Below are 16,662 nucleotides of genomic sequence, written 5' to 3' on the forward strand. Positions count from 1 at the left end.
CCATCGAAGAAAATCATATGCACACCATCAACGATTTGGTGTCGCGATCGCGCGCGGCCATTTGCACGCCGCGGCGATCTTCGCACGCGCCGCATCCAGCCCGGCGAGGGAGAACGTCCCGTCACGGGCAGCGCCGCCCCGTGGTGAGAGCAGGACAATAAGGTCCCCGCTGCCTGGAAGCGACTGCAGTAAGCGAACGACGTCCCCGGTGAACGCGACGCCGGGACCGAATGCCGGGGCGGCTGCCGAAACCTGCACCGCCGGATTGTCATTGACGCGATAGGAAATCGCATCGTCACCGCCTCCGCGGGAGATGCCGGGTCCCGCGAGTGCCAGCTCCGTCCGGCCACCGCGGCAGCGAATCGATAATTGCATCGCGGACTCGCCGGTCCCGCTGCGCGACGATGTCGTAGCGGTCGCGATCGGTGAGTAGTCGATGGGGGAGGTCGTCTGGCTGACGATCCAGTCGTCTTCGGGCGTCGGGCGATTCTGAGGCGCGATGGTACGCGTCATTTTATTCAGACACGCCAGGCGCTCCGCGTGGTCCTTCTGAAGGCAGGAACGGAGCTGCGTCATGGGATCCTGGGCCAACGCAATGCCGCCTGTAGCTCCGAGCACAATAAGAAGAAGGACCGCGGCGCGTTTCATTGCGATGCTTGTGTTGCGCGGGGCTGGCGATCCAGCCACAGCTGCGCCGCAGGGACGCGCGTGAGACCCGGAACCGTCGCAGCAAGGTTGATGGATTTCCACTTCGGATCGAAGCCTGGCCCCTGCAATCTGTCGATCCGGGAGAACAGGTGATCGATGAAGCGCGCGACGCGCTCAGAGCGGTTCGAGTTGGCCGGCCAATTGAAGGCGACCAGAGCGGTCGGCACGGCGATCGTTGAAACCCGTTCGCCCGGCTTGATCAGATTGGGATAGTCGGTCCCATCGAGGGCGGCGGGAAGATAGTAGTCCTCGAACTTGCTCTCGTAGGGGAGGGGCAGGAACTTGAAACCTGGCTCCCAACGGCCCCGCACGAAAGCATCCACCGGCTTCGAAGTAATGAAGACGACGGCGGCCATCTCGCCCTTGCGCATCTGCTCGAGCGCGACCTGATGTGGAATGAACGTCTTCTCGACCTCGAGATTGAGGCGACTGAAGATCAGCGGCCCCGAATACGCCGCAGCGGTGCCCAGCGTATTGAAGTTGACTTTCTTGCCGGCGAGATCGTTCAAGGTTCGAATCTCGGGTCGAACGAAGATATGCAGCTCGGACGGAAACAGATTGAGGACATACGCAATTCGTCGCTGGATGTCCGGCACCTGGATCTTGTATTCCTCGAGCGCGTCGGAATTGATGATCGCCGCGTCGATGCCGCGCAAATAGAGCAGGGAATTAAGGTTTTCCGCGGCGCCACGAGTGACAACCGGCAGAACATGCAGGTTATCTCCATCGTCGACCACACGGGCGATCTCCGCCGCCAGGCGGATCGGCGCGCCCTCGAGGAGACCTCCGGCCAGGCCGATCGTCCAGGCGTTCATGGAGATCACCTGAGGCCTTGGCTGCGGCGGCTCGGGCCGTGCCAGACGAATCTTGTGAGGTCGAGTATCTTGCGGCCGCGCATCCGCCCAAGGTTGAATCGCCAGCAGCAATGGTGCGAACGACGCGAGCAGGAGCAGCCGACGCAATCCTGTAAGCCTTTTCATCGACCAACTCCTCTAAACATGCTGCATCCGTGTCGGCGCTTTCGATCCTCGATTGCGCGTGGTCGGTTTGGAAAATCGCCGCACAAGACCGTGTTATCGACGCAAGGCTTCGAATCGCGCTTTCGCCTCCTTGATGCCGCCGGCTTCGGCCCGCGCATAGAGATCTCGCGCCCTGGTCGCGTCCCCGTGAGTTCCATACGTTCCAAGACTGGGTAGGATCAGCGGATCGTAGGTTTCAGCGAGCACGAAGATTGCCTGCGCACTGCCCATCCCGGCGACGTGCTCCAGCACGATCCGCGCTGCGCCGATGTCTCCCTGTTCGAGCAGCAAGCTCGCGCGCGCGATCAGCCTCGCGACTTGCACTGCTTCGTCAGGATTGACCCGGGCGTCGCCTGGGCTGCGCGCCACTATGGCCTGATCTTGGACTTGCTTATCCTGGGCTGGCTTCTCCTGGACCGGCTGATCCTGGATTTGTCGCGCCGGCGCTGCGAACGGCTCACGCATGGCCTTTCCGGTCGTCGCCGGCTGAGACGCGGGCGAGGGATGTTTCGCCACAAAGGCGCCGTTGTCGAGACGCGCCAATGCGATCTCCGTCTCCAGTCCTTCGGCCCGCTCGCGCTCACGCTGCAACAAGCCGCGCAGCTCGGCCGAGTCTCGCTCTCCGGCCTGCTTGATCCGTAGGACTTCCTCGCTCGCCTTGGATGCTCGCTCGGTCTGCGCGTCGAGATCGCGGCCTGCTTTCGCGAGATCCCGCGCCAGCTGCTCGGCCCGCTCGCGCTCCCGTTGCAGCGATTGCCCCAAGGAGGCGACTTCGCTCGCTTCAGTCTGCTTGTGCTGTGCCGCTTCCTCGCTGGCTTTGGCCGCTTGAGCTTCGTATGCGTAGATCTTGCTGCGTGCCATCGAGAGATCCTGCGCCAGCGCATCGGCTCTCTCGTGCTCCTTCTGGATCGATCGTATCTGCTCCGCGGCGCCGGCTTTTGCGGCCTGCGTCAGCCTGACGACCTCGTCGCTCGCTTTTGCCGCCAGGGCGGTCTGCGCATCGATATCGCGTTGCGCGGCCTCAAGCGCCTGCTCCAGCCGGCCGGTCCGATCCCGCTCCTGTTGCAGGAATTTCTGCAATTCCACCGCATCGCCCCCTGCTGCCGCTTTCAGCCGGGACGGGCCCTCGCTGGGTTTCGCCAACAGCGCGGTTTGCGCCTGATATGCATAAATGGCGCTTCGCGTCAGGGAGAGATCTTGCGCAAGCGTGTCGGCCCTTTCGCGCTCCTTCTGCATCAATTGCGTCAAGTCTGCGGCGCTGGCCTCCGCCGCCCGACTTCGCTGCGACATTTCCTCTTTTGCCTCGTTTGCCTTTACCAGCAACGCAGTTTGGGACTCGACGTTTTGCCGCGCCGCTGTGAGATCCTGCTCCAACCGCGCTGTCCGCTCGCTCTCCTGTTGTAGGGCCTTCTGCAGCTCCACGGCTTGGCTCTCTTCTGCCTGTTTCAGCCGGGACGTTTCCTCACCTGCTTTCGTCGCCAGCGCAGTCTGGGTATCGGCATCGTGCCGCGCGGCTGCGAGATCCTGCTCCAACCGCGCTGTCCGCTGGCTCTCCTGTTGTAGGGCCTTCTGCAGCTCCACGGCTTGGCTCTCTCCTGCCTGTTTCAGCCGGGACGTTTCCTCACCTGCTTTCGTCGCCAGCGCAGTCTGGGTTTCGGCATCGTGCCGCGCGGCTGCGAGATCCTGCTCCAGCCGCGCTGTTCGCTCGCTCTCCTGTTGCAGGGCCTTCTGCAGCTCCACGGCTTGGCTCTCTCCCGCCTGTTTCAGCCGGGACGTTTCCTCACCCGCTTTCGTCGCCAGCGCAGTCTGCGTTTCGACATTGCGCAGCGCGGCTGCGAGATCCTGCTCCAGCCGTACCGACCGCTCGCGCTCCTCCTGCAGCGATGCCTGCAACTCAGCCGGGCCACTCTCGCCCGCTCGATTCGGCCGGGAAGCTTCCTTCAGGCGGGAAGCCTCCTCGACGGCCTTCGCCACCAACGCCTTTTGCGTTTCGACCTCGCGCCGCGCAGCGTCAAGATCCTGCGCGAGCCAGTCGGCCCGGTCGCGCTCCTGCTCGAAATGTTGCAGCAGCGCAATGTCGCGCCTTGCAAAGGCAAGTTCGCAAGACAGTGACTCTGCCCAGTCGCGTTGCTGCTCCGGAGGTTGCTGCGGGGCTCCTGTGTGGGGAGTCGTCGCTTGCGCGATCTGTATCGATTTGTCCCTTCCTGAGCGCGGCGGCCAGGTCTTGAACTCGTCAGAACCGCGGTCGCGGGCAGTCGTCGCCTGCTGCGCGTCTGCGAGGTGCCGCGCCTGACGCGGGGAAGCGTCCGTTTCCGACGCCCATGTCATAGCGAGCATGACCGCTGCCATGCACAGGGGGGCACGTTCTCGCCGCGTGAGGGAGATCTTCACCACTTTCCCGTTGAACATGACCCTGCGACTCATCTGCAATCACCTGTCGCGTGGCGGTACGATTTCCCCCTGATGCATCATTATGCCCAGCATCTTTACGCGAATCATATAGCTCGGATGGAGGACCCTCCCCACCACTTTCGGGTTAGGCCACAGATTGTGCCCGATCATCGAAGCCGTGAATTGTTCAAAGGCCTTTCCCGTGTATCTGTGTTTCGCGAATGGAACTGATCGCCAACGAACGGTGGCGGGCCCGCCGTCTTCGCCAATGAGCGGCTCCAGTGAGCTCGAGCCTGGGACCGCCCATTCCAGGCCTGCCTTCAGGGTGCACCAAGAACAAGAACGGCAAGCGCGCTCTATCGCGCCTGGATAGGGGCGCGGAGCAAGCACTACAGGTTGCTACTGCCTTCGGCCGAAACAAACGGGTCGTCAGTTCTTACGTGCAACCACAGCAGCTATTGTTGCCAAGAAGCAGCTCTTCAGAACAACTGCCATGGATGGGTACTCCCTATGCATGGCAGCCTGTATCAGGTCGAACGTCTAATGATGTTTTTGCACGCTGCGTACGAAGAATATTCGCTGACTCGTTAGTTATGAGTATTGAGGTTGCCGTTTGCGGTGGGTGGAGGGAACATGCTCTTGATATCGAGTCTCGGAAATGAAAAGCCCCGGCTCGGGCTACCAATCGGGGCGCGTTAATGGTTCGTACCGCTCTTCTTCGGCTTGTCGCGTGGCTGCTCGCGGCGGCTGTCACTTTCGTAACGCTCGGACCTGAGGACGTTCGGCCTCACCCTGTTCTCGGACAGCAAGGCGATCACGCGCTCGCCTTTCTTCTGGTGGGGATTCTCTTTTCCCTAGCCTATCCGCAGCGGCGCTGGACTGTTTCAGCGATCGCCGTTGCCCTGATCGGCCTGCTTGAGATTATGCAATTATGGGTGCCGGGACGGCACGCGAGGTTTGCGGATTTTGTGGTCGATGCGCTCTCGGCCTGCGCTGGCTTCGCGCTGTCCGCCGCGGCCGGCCGGCCGATAGCGCAAGTTGGCGAAGATCCCGACCCACTGACACGCGAACGTCCCCAATGAGCAGGGCTGATCTGCCTAAACCAAAGCTTCTTGCGCGTCACATACCACGCGCGGAATCTGAGAGCACGGTGAGCAGCACCGCGACGGTCAGGCGGTGTTACCGGTGTTTCCTGCCGCCTTCGCCGAGGAGATAGTTCACCATGGAAGCGACGTCCTCAACCGCCGGCAGGCGGCGCGACGCGCTAACGCCGGCGATGCGCGGGTGGCCGTCGCAGTGCGCGATGATGAAGCCGGGTTGCTCATGCGGAGCGGGTCGCTGTCGACGCCTTGAAAGCGCGTACCGGCGAGTAGTTGGCAGTCGAACCGCAATACAAATTGTCTGTGGAGCGGACCGAGGCGAACGCGCAACGCTCAATCGAGCACTCAGTGCATTGGTGCGCGGACACTTCGTCGCCGCCTGGATCGGTGCTGCGGAGCGTCGAATTTGAGCTCGGCAACCAGTCGCCAAATCTGAACCTCGTGACCATCCGCCAGCCGCCCGGCCCGCTTGGTTGCGGACGCGTCGTCAGGGCAGTGAAGGTTGACCACGCTTCCCAATTGGCCGTGTTCATCCAGGACGTACGCACGATAGTGTGGCATCGCAAATCCCCACGCGCGACTGCATCTTACCTGCAGGCTTGCTCCGGGGTGAGGGTCATTACGAGCTACCTCTGATGGGGGCATGCGCGCTGCCGCGGCTCGCCCCGAACTCCACTCATGCGGTCAGCCGCTCCGGTGCGCGTTCCAACACCTCGGACGCGCACGCTCACGCATGATGACGGAGATGCCTGGACCGCTCTCGGACCTTCGGAAGCTCGCTGCCCTGATAGCCATTGGGGTTCTGCAATTGCCAACGCCAGTGGTCCGCACACATTTGCTCCAACGACCGCGTCGATGCCCAGCCCAACACGTCCTTCGCAAACGTCGGGTCGGCATAGCAGGCGGCGACATCACCGGCCCGGCGCTCCCCGATCTCATAGGGGATTGGTCGCCCGCTCACCGATGCAAACGTACGGACGATGTCCAGAACGCTGCTGCCGTTGCCCGTTCCAAGATTGACGGTGATCAGGCCGGGTTGCTGGAGATGGCGCAGGGCACTCAAATGCCCGGATGCGAGATCGACCACGTGAATGAAGTCGCGGATTCCGGTGCCATCAGGCGTATCATAGTCGTTTCCCCAGATCCGCAGCTTTTCCCGTCGTCCAATCGCCACCTGCGCCACAAACGGCAATAGGTTGCTGGGAACGCCCAGCGGGTCTTCCCCGACGAGCCCGCTTTCGTGCGCGCCAACCGGATTGAAGTAGCGCAGATTGCCGATCCTCCAACGGTCGTCGGACCTGCAGAGATCTTTCAGCATCTCTTCGATGACGAGCTTTGTGCGGCCGTACGGATTGGTCGGACCGAGGGGATGCTTCTCGTCGAGTGGCAGGTACCTGGGTATCCCATAGACGGTCGCGGACGAGCTGAAGACGAGCGTCTTTACATTCGCCCTCTTCATGGCCGACACCAGCCGCATCGTTCCCAGGACGTTGTTCTCGTAGTACATCATGGGCCGTACGTTGGAATCGCCCACCGCCTTCAGCCCTGCAAGGTGAATGACTGCAGTCACTCCGCAGGCACGAAGCATTTCGCAGATCACCACTTCATTCCGGATGTCTGCGTGCCGGAAGACGAGCGATCGCCCGCAGATGGATTGGACCCGCTCAAGCGAGGCCTTGTTGCTGTTGGAAAGATTATCGACGGCAACGACGTCGAACCCGGCGTCCAGCAACGCGATACAAACGTGGGACCCGATATAGCCGGCACCTCCGGTCACCAAGATCATCTCGGACACCTTCCGTGTGCGCAACGATGTGCGGGAAGACGCCGCAGCTTCCGTTCCGGAATTGCGTCGGTCCTTATCATCTCTGTCCGACGCGCAGTGAATCGCCCGCGGCCGCATCGGTCCGGCCTGCCTCTGATGGAATATTTGAACTGCCGAGCCTTCGAGGAGAGACGGCAGGACCATCCTGGTAGTGGAGGCTGACCTCGACAGCGTCACCCGGCTGCAGCTCGGTATCTTCGCTTGCGATGATCCGTTCCTGCCCCTTATCGCCCTTCCTGATGACGGCAATCTCTACGTGGTTGCCGGCGCCTTGCACGAGTTGTGATCGAACCATTGTGGTGTACTGAAGTTTCTCGCCGACGCTCTGCAGCTTTTCGCGAATCTGATTGAGCCTTACGCTGGTCTCTTGCAGCTCACGGAGCAGGTCGAGCCTCCGCTGGTCATCCAGCTTCGCCAGCTTTCTGACGAACTCGTCCTGCTGCTTCTTGACCTGCAGCAGTTGCGCAGAGGTCTGCAGCTTCCGGGTTGATGACAGCAGCACCGCGCGACGCGCATCCGTAACGCGAGGGCTGATCAGGGACCCCTTGCCGAAGAGCTCGGTCGCTTTCTGCAGCTCTTCAAGATCCCCCTGAAGTCCTTCTTCGTCCTTCTTCTGCTGCTCTGACAACACGCGGACCTCGTCGTCTCCCTGTCGAATACCGCGCTGAAGGAAGGTTTTTTCCTGCTGATAATCACTCTGCTTGGTCTTCAGATATTCTTTTTCGGAATTCACGATTTCCGAAATTGCCGATCGAGCTAGGGGCGCGTCCATCAGAGCGCCTGGACTGATCTGAGCTCCCTCTCCAAGTTCAGTCTTGATGCGCCACATGCGCGCCTGCTCTTTGGCCAGCTCCGTCCAAAGCGAACCATACTCGCTTCTCAGGTCTGCTGACTCGAGATATGGGTTGTTCATTCTGATGCGCATGATGTCGTAGCCGCCGGCCACGGCGACGAGCTGGCGTGCGGTGATGGACGGACGATAGGGGTACTCACCCGGCTTCGATACATCCCCGTTTACGTAGATCGGCTTGTATTCCGCGATGACCGTCGTGACCTCGTCTGCGTCGATCACGACGGCCGTCTCACGGCCATCGGACGTCCTCTGTCGAAATACCTTCCTCGCCAGTGCAGCCCCGATTTTGGCTCGGATCTGCGGTAAGGGCAGGCCGGCTACCGGAAGCGTTCCGACCAGTGGCAACGAAACGTTCCCGTCCATTTGGACGGCAGCGCGATGTCGCAGCTCCGGCACGCCCGCAACCGCGACCTCCAGAACATCTCCGACGTTCACCAGATATTCGGCCTTTGCTTGAGTGACGGAAATCGTCAGACCAACAGCCAATAAGCCCCATTTGATGCAACGACCCAGACGGCAGCCAGGGACGCCGATATCGATATGGAGGCTATTGCGCAGTCTGGAGTTCGGCATGGCGTCAATCCCGCACGAAGTTGTTACCGCTTCAAATGTGTTCGCGGAAGGCAGCACGTCAACAACCGTCCGAGTAATCGTCCGGACAGGCGATCCGCAAAATTTCGTTCTGCTCTCTCATTGACGCCGAACCGCTCGGTGCCTTCTTCCACTCTGTTCGACTGATCGGTCCTCTATCAATATTGGGCATTCCCATCGAACCCATCGGGGAGGGCGCTTCGACGGCTGCCCGAATCTAATCCCGCGCCGTCGCGGCTCAATCGACCATCGTAGTTACCTACTTTTTGCCCGTCCCACCCGGCTATTGCGAATTTCTATCCAATGACCCGGACTGTCCTGGTTCGGCTCAAGTGGCGAGTGATCGGGTAGCTCACTGCTAGGAGTTGTGCGTCCTTCCAACTTGCCGGCGTCTACCGAGCTTCCGGCACGTTAGGTCGATGGCGGCAGGGCGATCGAGGAGCCGTGGGAAGGGGCAGATTGACTGCTCTATTGATATTGGCACCAGCCGGCTCGTGGTGTGCCGTTTTCGGATCCTCGGTACAGCGATGCGTCGCCGGCGAGCAAATGCCAGTAGGCATATTTCGGAAATCGTAAAAGCTCGCCTCGAGCCTTGCCGATCCGTCCGGGCACTGCACTCTACAGCAATTCTGCGCAGCAGCAGGATTGTCCCACGGCTCCCATTCCGCTCGACACGTTCACCAGATGCGCATTGTCAGCAGCGTCTCGTTCCCCTGGTGGAAGATGTATTGGTAAGGGCGCTCGAAAGAGCAGACGAGTTTGACTTGAGGCTGGCGGACGGGCAGTTGCCCGGAGAGCTGCGATCACACAGCAGTGTCCATCGCGACCTGAGCCACATCAAAGATCGCGACGTTCAGCCGGGATGACCCTCTGCCCTTCCTGATGGCACGGGCTCGTATTGCGATGCGGGGCAAAATACTCCGGATTGGACCGTTCGAGTCCAACGCCACCCGTCAGTCGACTAGCGCGGGTCAAGGGTGCAAACCGGATCAGGCGATGCCGATTACAGGATACGGTGCGCGGTCCCGCTCGATGTCGATCATAGGTCCACTATGGCGGTCTCTGGCGCGGCCGTGGTCGGATTGACGGATGCTGTGCTTGCTCGGCCCCAATGGCGGCCTTCCAGTTACCTGCATGCTCGTCGATGATCCTCCGCTTCGTCTACCGCTCCCGCAGCGCCTCCTGCTTGTATCTCGCCAGCGGCGAGAGAAGGTAGCTGATGATCCTGCGCGCACCGGTCTTGATCTCGACCGTCACCGCCATGCCGGGGCCGAGCTTGACGAGCTTGTCCTCCACCTGCATGTGCGTGCGGTCGAGGGAGATCCGCGCCGCATATTCCAGCTCCTGGCCTTTCGGCTCGCTGCTGCCTTGCGCCGTGCCCGACGCGCGGTCGTTCGGTCCGCCCTGCCTGTCCCGCGTGATGGCGTCGGTCGACACGCTGAGCACGTCCCCATGCAGGAGCCCGTAGCGCGTGAAGTTGAACGTATCGATCTTGATCTCCGCCTTCTGTCCAGGATGGACGAAGCCGATGTCGCGGTTGGAGAGCATGGCCTCGATCTCGAGCTGGCTCTCGCTTGGAACCACGATGGCCAGCGCCTGTGCCGGCGTCACCACGCCTCCCACCGTGTGAACGGCGAGTTGTTGCACGACGCCGTCGACCGGCGCAGTCAAATGCTGAAGCTTCGTGCGCCGCTCCGCCTTGACCACTTCCTGCGCAGCGCTCGCCGCCTTCTGCTCGGCTTTCGCGAGTGCGTCGTAGGTGGCGCGCCGATACTCCGCGGCAGTCCTTTCCTTCGTTTCCTTCAGCAAGGCGATGGCGGCGTCGGCTTCGCCGAGCCGGCTTTGCTGGAGGACCAGATCCTGCTGAAGGCCAACCAGCTCCTGATACTCGGAGAGATAGACAACCTTCGAAGCCAGGGCCTTGTCGACGAGTCCCTTGCGAATGTCGACCCGCTCCTGCAGCACCGGTATCGTCGCCTGGAGCTTCGCCACGCTCGCCGATGTGGTCGCCCGCTCCGCTTCCTTCTGACCTTGCTGGCGTTCGATCTCCGCGAGCTTGGCGCTCTGCTCGGCGCGCTGGCTGATCAGAAACTGACGATGCATCTCGATTTCCGCGGCACTCGCGCCCTGTGGTGATCGGAAGGCGGCGAGCGGATCGCTGGTGAGCGCCGCGCGCAGCCGCGCGACGTCGAGTTCGGCTGCAACGAGATCGCTTCTCTGGCGCTCCTGATCGGCTTCCGTCATCGTCGGGTCGAGTTCGATCAGAACGTCGCCGGCCTTGACGCTCTGTCCATCACGCACGTGAATGGCGCGGACGACGCCAGTCTCGAACGGCTGGATCAGCTTGGTACGTCCGCCAGGCACGATCTTGCCCGTCGCAGTGGCGACGATGTCGACGCTCCCCAATGATGCCCACAACAGCGCGACGCAAAAGACCGCGATGATGCTCGCCCCGATCGCGCGGCCGATCGGCGACGGCGGCGATTCGGTGATCTCGAGCGCCGCGGGCAGAAATGCAATCTCCTGCTCACGCCGTCGAACCTCGGCTCTCGGAAACGGAACGATATTCCGGCTAGCGGACGTCATGGATACCGGCCTGCAGATAGTGGAGATTTGCGTAGCGCCCGTTCGAGCGAATGAGTTCATCATGGCTTCCGTCCTCGACGATGCGGCCATGCTCGAGAGTGATGATGCGGTTCGCATTGCGCACGGTGGAAAGCCGATGAGCGATGACGATGACAGTCCGGCCGGCGGAGATCCGTTTCATGTTCTGCTGGATGGCGCGCTCGCTTTCGTAATCGAGCGCGCTGGTGGCCTCGTCGAGGATAAGGATGCGGGGGTTGGTAATGAGTGCGCGCGCGATCGCGACACGCTGGCGCTGCCCGCCGGATAAACTACTGCCGCGCTCGCCCACGATGGTGTCATAGCCCTCGGGCAGCTCCAAGATGAAGTCGTGAGCGCCGGCGAGTGACGCCGCCTCGATGACGCGCTCCATCGGCATGGCCGGGTCCGCGAGTGCAATATTCTCGCGAATCGAGCGATTGAAGAGCACGTTCTCCTGCAAAACCACGCCGATTTGGCGCCGAAGCCAGGTCAGGTCGACCGTCGCGAGGTCAACGCCGTCGACCAGCACGCGTCCGCTCTCCGGTACGTAGAGACGCTGGATCAGTTTGCCGATGGTGCTCTTGCCCGAGCCCGAAGAGCCCACGATACCGATGACCTGGCCGGGCTCGATGCCGAAGGACACATCGTGCAGCACCTCGGGGCCGTCGACGCGGTAGCGGAAGGTCGTGTGCTCGAATACGACCTTGCCGCGGATCGTCGGCAGCGCGGCGCGGGCCGAGCTGAAGCTCGGCTCCGGAATAGTGTTGAGAATGTCGCCGAGACGATCGACCGACAGCCGGGCCTGATGGAAATCCTGCCACATCTGCGCGAGCCGAAGCACCGGCATGCTTACCCGCGCCGCCAGCATGTTGAACGCGACCAGCTCTCCGACGGTCAGGTCGCCGCCGATCACGAACCTGGCACCGAAGTAGAGCGTTGCGGCCGTGACCAGCTTGTTGATCATCTGGACCGCTTGGCTCGCCGTATTGTTCAGGCTGAGTACGCGGAAACTCGCCCCCACATAGCCGGCGAGTTGCTCCTCCCAGCGGCGTTGCATCTGGGGCTCGACTGCCATTGCCTTCAGAGTCTCGACGCCCGTGACGCTTTCGACGAGGAAGGCCTGGTTCTCCGAGCCGCGATTGAACTTCTCGTCGAGTCGCCGGCGAAACAGCGGCGCGGCGCCGGCGGAAATTCCGATGTAGAACGGGAACGACGCCAGAACGATCCACGTCAACGCCGTCGAGTAGTAGAACATGACCGCAAGGAAGACGACAGTGAACAAAAGATCGACGACAAGGGTGAGCGCCGAGCTCGTCAGGAACTGACGGATGTTCTCAAGCTCGCGAACGCGTGCGACAGAATCGCCGACGCGACGCGTCTGGAAGTATGCGATCGGCAACGCCATCAGGTGACGAAACAGCCGGGCGCCGAGCTCGACGTCGATGCGGTTCGTCGTGTGCGCGAACAGATGGACGCGCAACGTGCCGAGAACGGTCTCGAACAAGGTCAACGCGACGAGCCCCGCCACCAGGACGTCGAGGGTACTGATGCTTCGATGCACGAGTACCTTGTCGATGACGACCTGGAAGAACAGCGGCGCGACGAGGGCAAAGACCTGAAGGAAGAACGACGCGATCAGCACTTCGCCGAGAAGACGGCGATACTTGTGGACCGCACCGAGAAACCAGCCGATATCGAACCGCCTGGAGAGATCCGTCAGGGCCGCACGCCGGGTCATCAGGATGATGTCGCCGTCCCAGATGGCCTCGAGTTCGGCCTGCGTCATGGATTCGGGTCGGGAAGCCAATGGACGCTGAACGAGAAGGCTGTCGTCGACGACCTTGCCCAGGATCAGGAAGCTGCCGTCGCGCAGCGCGGCTATTGCCGGCAACGGCGTGACGGCAAGCCTATTCCAGCTTGACCGTTGTGCCCTGGCCTTGAGGCCGAACTCCCTGCTACAGCGCAGGATTTCGGTCACACCGATCCGCGAGGTGCCCATGCGATGGCGTATTTGCTCCGGGTCGGCCGCAATGCCATGGCACCGCAGCAATATCGCCATCGCAATGAGCCCCGACTCATCGCCATCCGTAGGTTCAGGACCCCGACTCCTGGACGGGCATATCGCTACGTTCGGCGGAGCGTGCAGACGCCAGAGCATCGCCGGCGAGCGCAACCAGGTCACGCCCGCGCGCAATCAGACCGGCAAAGGCATGCTGCGCCCGATCGGCGAGGTTTTGAGATCCGGCCAGGAGCAAGCGGCCGTCCCAGATTTCTTCAAATTCTGCACGCGGCATCAACTTCGGATGTGACGAGGTCGGATGCAGCACAAGCGCGGCGTCGTCCTCGACCTTCCCGAGCAGCAGAAATCCGCCATCACGCAGCGCTGCGATTCCGGGAAGGCTGATGCTTGCGAGCTGTTTCCAATGTGTCGTGCGCGAACCGACCTTCAGTCCGAAATCGCGGGCGCAGCGAAGCATCGCACGGATGCCGATTGCGCTTTCCCCGCAACGGTCGCGGAGCTGGTCGGGCTCGGCGTTCACGCCATGAAGGCGCAGGAACAGAGCCAGGGATCGAAGCCCGAGATCTGCGGCATGGGCATTTCCATTCTGGATCGCCATTTAATACTCAACCCTTCGCGGCTACCGGCCGCGTATGATGTTCCTTCTCATGCATTCCCAAACATTGACGGGGCCGCACCCAGGCGCTGAACCTGGGTGCGGCTCGGCCTTAGTGTTGCGGTCGGGCCAGCAACGAGTCGTGCCCCCAACCGGTCGCCTGCGACACAGCCGCCACGATCTGACCGGGATCCACCTGGCCGGTGTGAGCGGCCAAGTACTGGTTCAGCAGCGCAAAGCTCTGGCTTGCGAACGACGCCATCGTGGTACCGGTCGCAGCCGGATGATCTGCCGGCATGGTCGGATGGGCAGCGGTCGTTGCCAGGGTGCTGGCAGCCGGGTCAAAATGCTGCTGGAGCAGCGCAAAGCCCCGGCTTGCCAAGAACCCCGTGTTTGCAGCGGCCGCCTGCTGATGATCCGTTGGCTCGATCGTCTGCGAGGTCGTTGGGGCCGCGGCCGTCGTGGTGGCAACAGGCTGCTGATCCGTCGCGGTGTGGTGGTGGTGCGACGACGTTGTGGTCGTGGCGGCCTCAGGTCGGGGATCCACCACGGTGATGCTCTGCGGCGAGGCCGTAGCAACGGCACCGGTGGTCGGATCCTTTGCGCTTGCGGTCAGCGTGAGCGTTGCGGTCGGGTGGCCCCCGCCGCGATAGTACGAGTGCAGTTCGAGTCCGCTGTCGACCTGCGCTGCCGTCAAGGTGATGTTATTCCCCCGGAACGTCTGACCATCGAGCTTGTCGGTGATCGTCTCGTACTTGGGCAACCCCGTGATGTTCACGGTCACGACGTCGTTGGAGTCGGTCGTGGTCACCTTCGTGCCCAGGTCGACGGTACCGCCTCTCCCGGCCACCCAGAGCGAGTTATCCGCGATCGTGAGGACAGGCGTGGCCACGGACGGGGTCGTTGGGGTCGTTGGGGTCGTTGGCGTCGTTGGCGTCGTTGGGGTCGTGGGCGTCGTCGGCGTCGATGACGTCGGGTCGATCTGCAGACCGGAGAACGTCTTCACGGCGCCAGCGAGATTGGCGGCGACACCGCTCGCGTCCTTGATGGCCGCACCGCTCGGAAGATTGACACCGGTGATGGCGAGCGCCGAGGTGCTGGTGTTGGTCGACGCGACGGTTGTCTTGAAGGTGAGCGTACCGGTGCCCGAACCACCCACATAGGTGGCCGTGCCGCCGTCATTGAGCGACAGCGTGGGCGTGCCCGTCACCGTCACCGCCTCGTTGAAGCCGAGTGCCAGCGTGATCGCGTTCCCGACGTGCTCGGTGCCCGTTCCCGGAACAGCCGTGGCCTGAGTCACCGCCGGCAAGACCGGATCGATCTGGAGACCGGTGAACGTCTTCACCGCACCCGACAGGCTCGCCGCGACCCCAGAGGCGTCCTTGATGCCCGCACCGCTCGGAAGATTGACGCCGGTGATGGCGAGCGCCGAGGTGTTCGTGTCGGTCGACGCAACGGTCGTTTTGAAGGTGAGCGTACTGGTGCCCGAGCCACCTGCATAGGTGGCGATATTGCCGTCGTTGAGCGACAGCGTCGGCGTGCCCGTCACCGTCACGGCCTTGTTGAAGGCAAGCGACAGGGTGATGGTATCTCCGGCATGCTCGATGCCCGTTCCCGGAGAGGCCGTGGCCTGCGTCACGGCCGGCGTCACCGTGGGCGTCGTGGGTTGTGTCGGTGCCGTGGCGCCCACACCCGTCCAACTGGCCGCCTGCGATCCGGTGACCAGTGTCATGTTGCGATAGTCGACGGCGGCTGTCTCGCTCGCCGTCGAGCGATAGATGCCGTATTCCCAATAGGTACCTTGCCCATAACCCAGCGGACCCTGGTAGTTCACAACCTGCTTGCCGTTGATCCAGACGTCCAGGTACCCGCCGCCGCTGTTGGAAACATTGGCTTGGATCCTGATGTCGTTGTAGACACCGGTCTGGATCGGATTCGGGTCGGTCCAGAGCGTCATCAGATGGAGATCGGATGAGGAATTGCTGGGATTCCCACCGGGCTGAACATAGCGGGCGACAATTTGCAGATGGTCGCCGTCCATCTGGATCGCGAACGGCGGTGAGGTCCCCACGCCGCTCGCAATGTCGTCATTGTGCATCTGACCGACGATAAACCAGCCGTTCGAGCTGTTTTGCGTGTTTACAAATGACCCATTGGGCCCATTGGCCTCCACCATCAACTGATAGTCCATGCCAATCGGAGTACCGGCCGGGATCACTGCACCCCAACTGGTCCCAACGCTCGCCGAGTCGTTCTGAATTTCAGAGCGATCAACGTGTGAGCTATCACCACCCCCTGTCCAATTGTCGCCCTGGTGGACCTCGAATCGCAGGGTCTGCGAGTCCGGGCTGGTCATGCTATAGCTCTTGCCCGCCGTCTCGATGCCGTAGACGTCGCCCCCGACGCCATTAAACCGAGTTCCAGGCGTGGTCGTGAAATTCGTGATAGTTCCGGTAGTATCCAATTTCAGGCCTCCGAGTTACAGAGAGTCTCTTTGACGTTGACAAGGGAATTCCACTGCCGCGGGCGCGATGGCGCGCGACATACCGCGCGCTCGCAAGCGGTTGGCGTTGCGAGCCGATTTCATAGCAGTGGGAATTGCCCCCCCAACTGCTGATGGCCGGCTGGTTAATGAGCGAGTGTGGCCAAAAAAATAAGCGAGTAAGGCAAAAATTCCCGCAAATGCGGCGCGCCAGGGGCACTTGCCGGCAAGTCCCTGGAACTGCTTTCGATTTCGGCGACCTGCCTTGGGAAGGCAACTTAGTTTCTACACATAATACCAACGTATGTGCTTGCCCTTGCGAATGATCGCGTGGGCTCGCTCCAAGCAGCTCGCCAGCGGGACCCTGGCAAACGTTGCGGGTATTACGGGGGCGCCTGCGTAGCGCGTGATCTCGTGCTCTCCAGGCGCAATCCGCAAGTGGCGATCGTCAATGCCGGTAAATCGCCGATCACG

At 62.0% G+C, this 16,662-nt stretch carries 10 protein-coding genes; 1 reads left to right on the top strand and 9 read right to left on the bottom strand.

Annotated elements, in window-relative coordinates; translation table 11 throughout:
• Nucleotides 1-27: 27 nt before the first annotated feature.
• From ACVWW6_RS19395 to ACVWW6_RS19405, 3 genes are all read right to left on the bottom strand, one after another.
• Nucleotides 28-648, bottom strand: a complete 621-nt coding sequence (locus ACVWW6_RS19395) for a hypothetical protein (RefSeq protein ID WP_456681257.1) — start codon at nt 646-648, stop codon at nt 28-30.
• Nucleotides 645-1,688 (bottom strand): TAXI family TRAP transporter solute-binding subunit, encoded by a 1,044-nt coding sequence (locus ACVWW6_RS19400; RefSeq protein ID WP_110116914.1) that lies wholly within the window; start codon nt 1,686-1,688, stop codon nt 645-647. The genes ACVWW6_RS19395 and ACVWW6_RS19400 overlap by 4 nt, the downstream gene beginning before the upstream one ends.
• A 93-nt stretch (nt 1,689-1,781) precedes the next feature.
• Nucleotides 1,782-4,136: a hypothetical protein gene (locus ACVWW6_RS19405; protein ID WP_456681258.1), complete on the bottom strand. Its 2,355-nt coding sequence runs from the start codon at nt 4,134-4,136 to the stop codon at nt 1,782-1,784.
• A gap of 680 nt (nt 4,137-4,816) precedes the next feature.
• Here ACVWW6_RS19405 and ACVWW6_RS19410 point away from each other — a divergent pair.
• Nucleotides 4,817-5,200, top strand: a complete 384-nt coding sequence (locus ACVWW6_RS19410) for a VanZ family protein (RefSeq protein WP_161533803.1) — start codon at nt 4,817-4,819, stop codon at nt 5,198-5,200.
• Between the two features lie 745 nt (nt 5,201-5,945).
• Here ACVWW6_RS19410 and galE read toward each other — a convergent pair.
• From galE to ACVWW6_RS19440, 6 genes are all read right to left on the bottom strand, one after another.
• Complete coding sequence (gene galE / locus ACVWW6_RS19415) at nt 5,946-7,004, bottom strand: UDP-glucose 4-epimerase GalE (RefSeq protein ID WP_161533805.1); 1,059 nt, start codon at nt 7,002-7,004, stop codon at nt 5,946-5,948.
• Between the two features lie 76 nt (nt 7,005-7,080).
• Complete coding sequence (locus tag ACVWW6_RS19420) at nt 7,081-8,469, bottom strand: polysaccharide biosynthesis/export family protein (protein WP_304548129.1); 1,389 nt, start codon at nt 8,467-8,469, stop codon at nt 7,081-7,083.
• Between the two features lie 1,179 nt (nt 8,470-9,648).
• Nucleotides 9,649-11,073: an HlyD family type I secretion periplasmic adaptor subunit gene (locus ACVWW6_RS19425; RefSeq protein ID WP_456681259.1), complete on the bottom strand. Its 1,425-nt coding sequence runs from the start codon at nt 11,071-11,073 to the stop codon at nt 9,649-9,651.
• The gene (locus tag ACVWW6_RS19430) at nt 11,060-13,150 is read right to left on the bottom strand and encodes a type I secretion system permease/ATPase (RefSeq protein ID WP_456681260.1); all 2,091 of its coding nucleotides are present in this window, start codon (nt 13,148-13,150) and stop codon (nt 11,060-11,062) included. Before ACVWW6_RS19430 ends, ACVWW6_RS19425 begins: the two co-directional genes overlap by 14 nt.
• 34 nt (nt 13,151-13,184) lie before the next feature.
• Nucleotides 13,185-13,709, bottom strand: a complete 525-nt coding sequence (locus ACVWW6_RS19435) for a cysteine peptidase family C39 domain-containing protein (RefSeq protein ID WP_456681261.1) — start codon at nt 13,707-13,709, stop codon at nt 13,185-13,187.
• A 109-nt stretch (nt 13,710-13,818) separates the two neighbouring features.
• Nucleotides 13,819-16,062 (bottom strand): heparin lyase I family protein, encoded by a 2,244-nt coding sequence (locus ACVWW6_RS19440; RefSeq protein ID WP_456681262.1) that lies wholly within the window; start codon nt 16,060-16,062, stop codon nt 13,819-13,821.
• Nucleotides 16,063-16,662: the final 600 nt, after the last annotated feature.

It is taken from the genome of Bradyrhizobium sp. USDA 3311, assembly GCF_054062495.1.

Bases quoted from the DNA above. Each gene is read 5' to 3' on its own strand.
- ACVWW6_RS19395 (WP_456681257.1), bottom strand. From the start codon at position 648: ATGAAACGCGCCGCGGTCCTTCTTCTTATTGTGCTCGGAGCTACAGGC.
- ACVWW6_RS19400 (WP_110116914.1), bottom strand. From the start codon at position 1,688: ATGAAAAGGCTTACAGGATTGCGTCGGCTGCTCCTGCTCGCGTCGTTC.
- ACVWW6_RS19405 (WP_456681258.1), bottom strand. From the start codon at position 4,136: ATGTTCAACGGGAAAGTGGTGAAGATCTCCCTCACGCGGCGAGAACGT.
- ACVWW6_RS19410 (WP_161533803.1), top strand. From the start codon at position 4,817: ATGGTTCGTACCGCTCTTCTTCGGCTTGTCGCGTGGCTGCTCGCGGCG.
- galE (WP_161533805.1), bottom strand. From the start codon at position 7,004: ATGATCTTGGTGACCGGAGGTGCCGGCTATATCGGGTCCCACGTTTGT.
- ACVWW6_RS19420 (WP_304548129.1), bottom strand. From the start codon at position 8,469: ATGCCGAACTCCAGACTGCGCAATAGCCTCCATATCGATATCGGCGTC.
- ACVWW6_RS19425 (WP_456681259.1), bottom strand. From the start codon at position 11,073: ATGACGTCCGCTAGCCGGAATATCGTTCCGTTTCCGAGAGCCGAGGTT.
- ACVWW6_RS19430 (WP_456681260.1), bottom strand. From the start codon at position 13,150: ATGGCGATATTGCTGCGGTGCCATGGCATTGCGGCCGACCCGGAGCAA.
- ACVWW6_RS19435 (WP_456681261.1), bottom strand. From the start codon at position 13,709: ATGGCGATCCAGAATGGAAATGCCCATGCCGCAGATCTCGGGCTTCGA.
- ACVWW6_RS19440 (WP_456681262.1), bottom strand. From the start codon at position 16,062: ATGACCAGCCCGGACTCGCAGACCCTGCGATTCGAGGTCCACCAGGGC.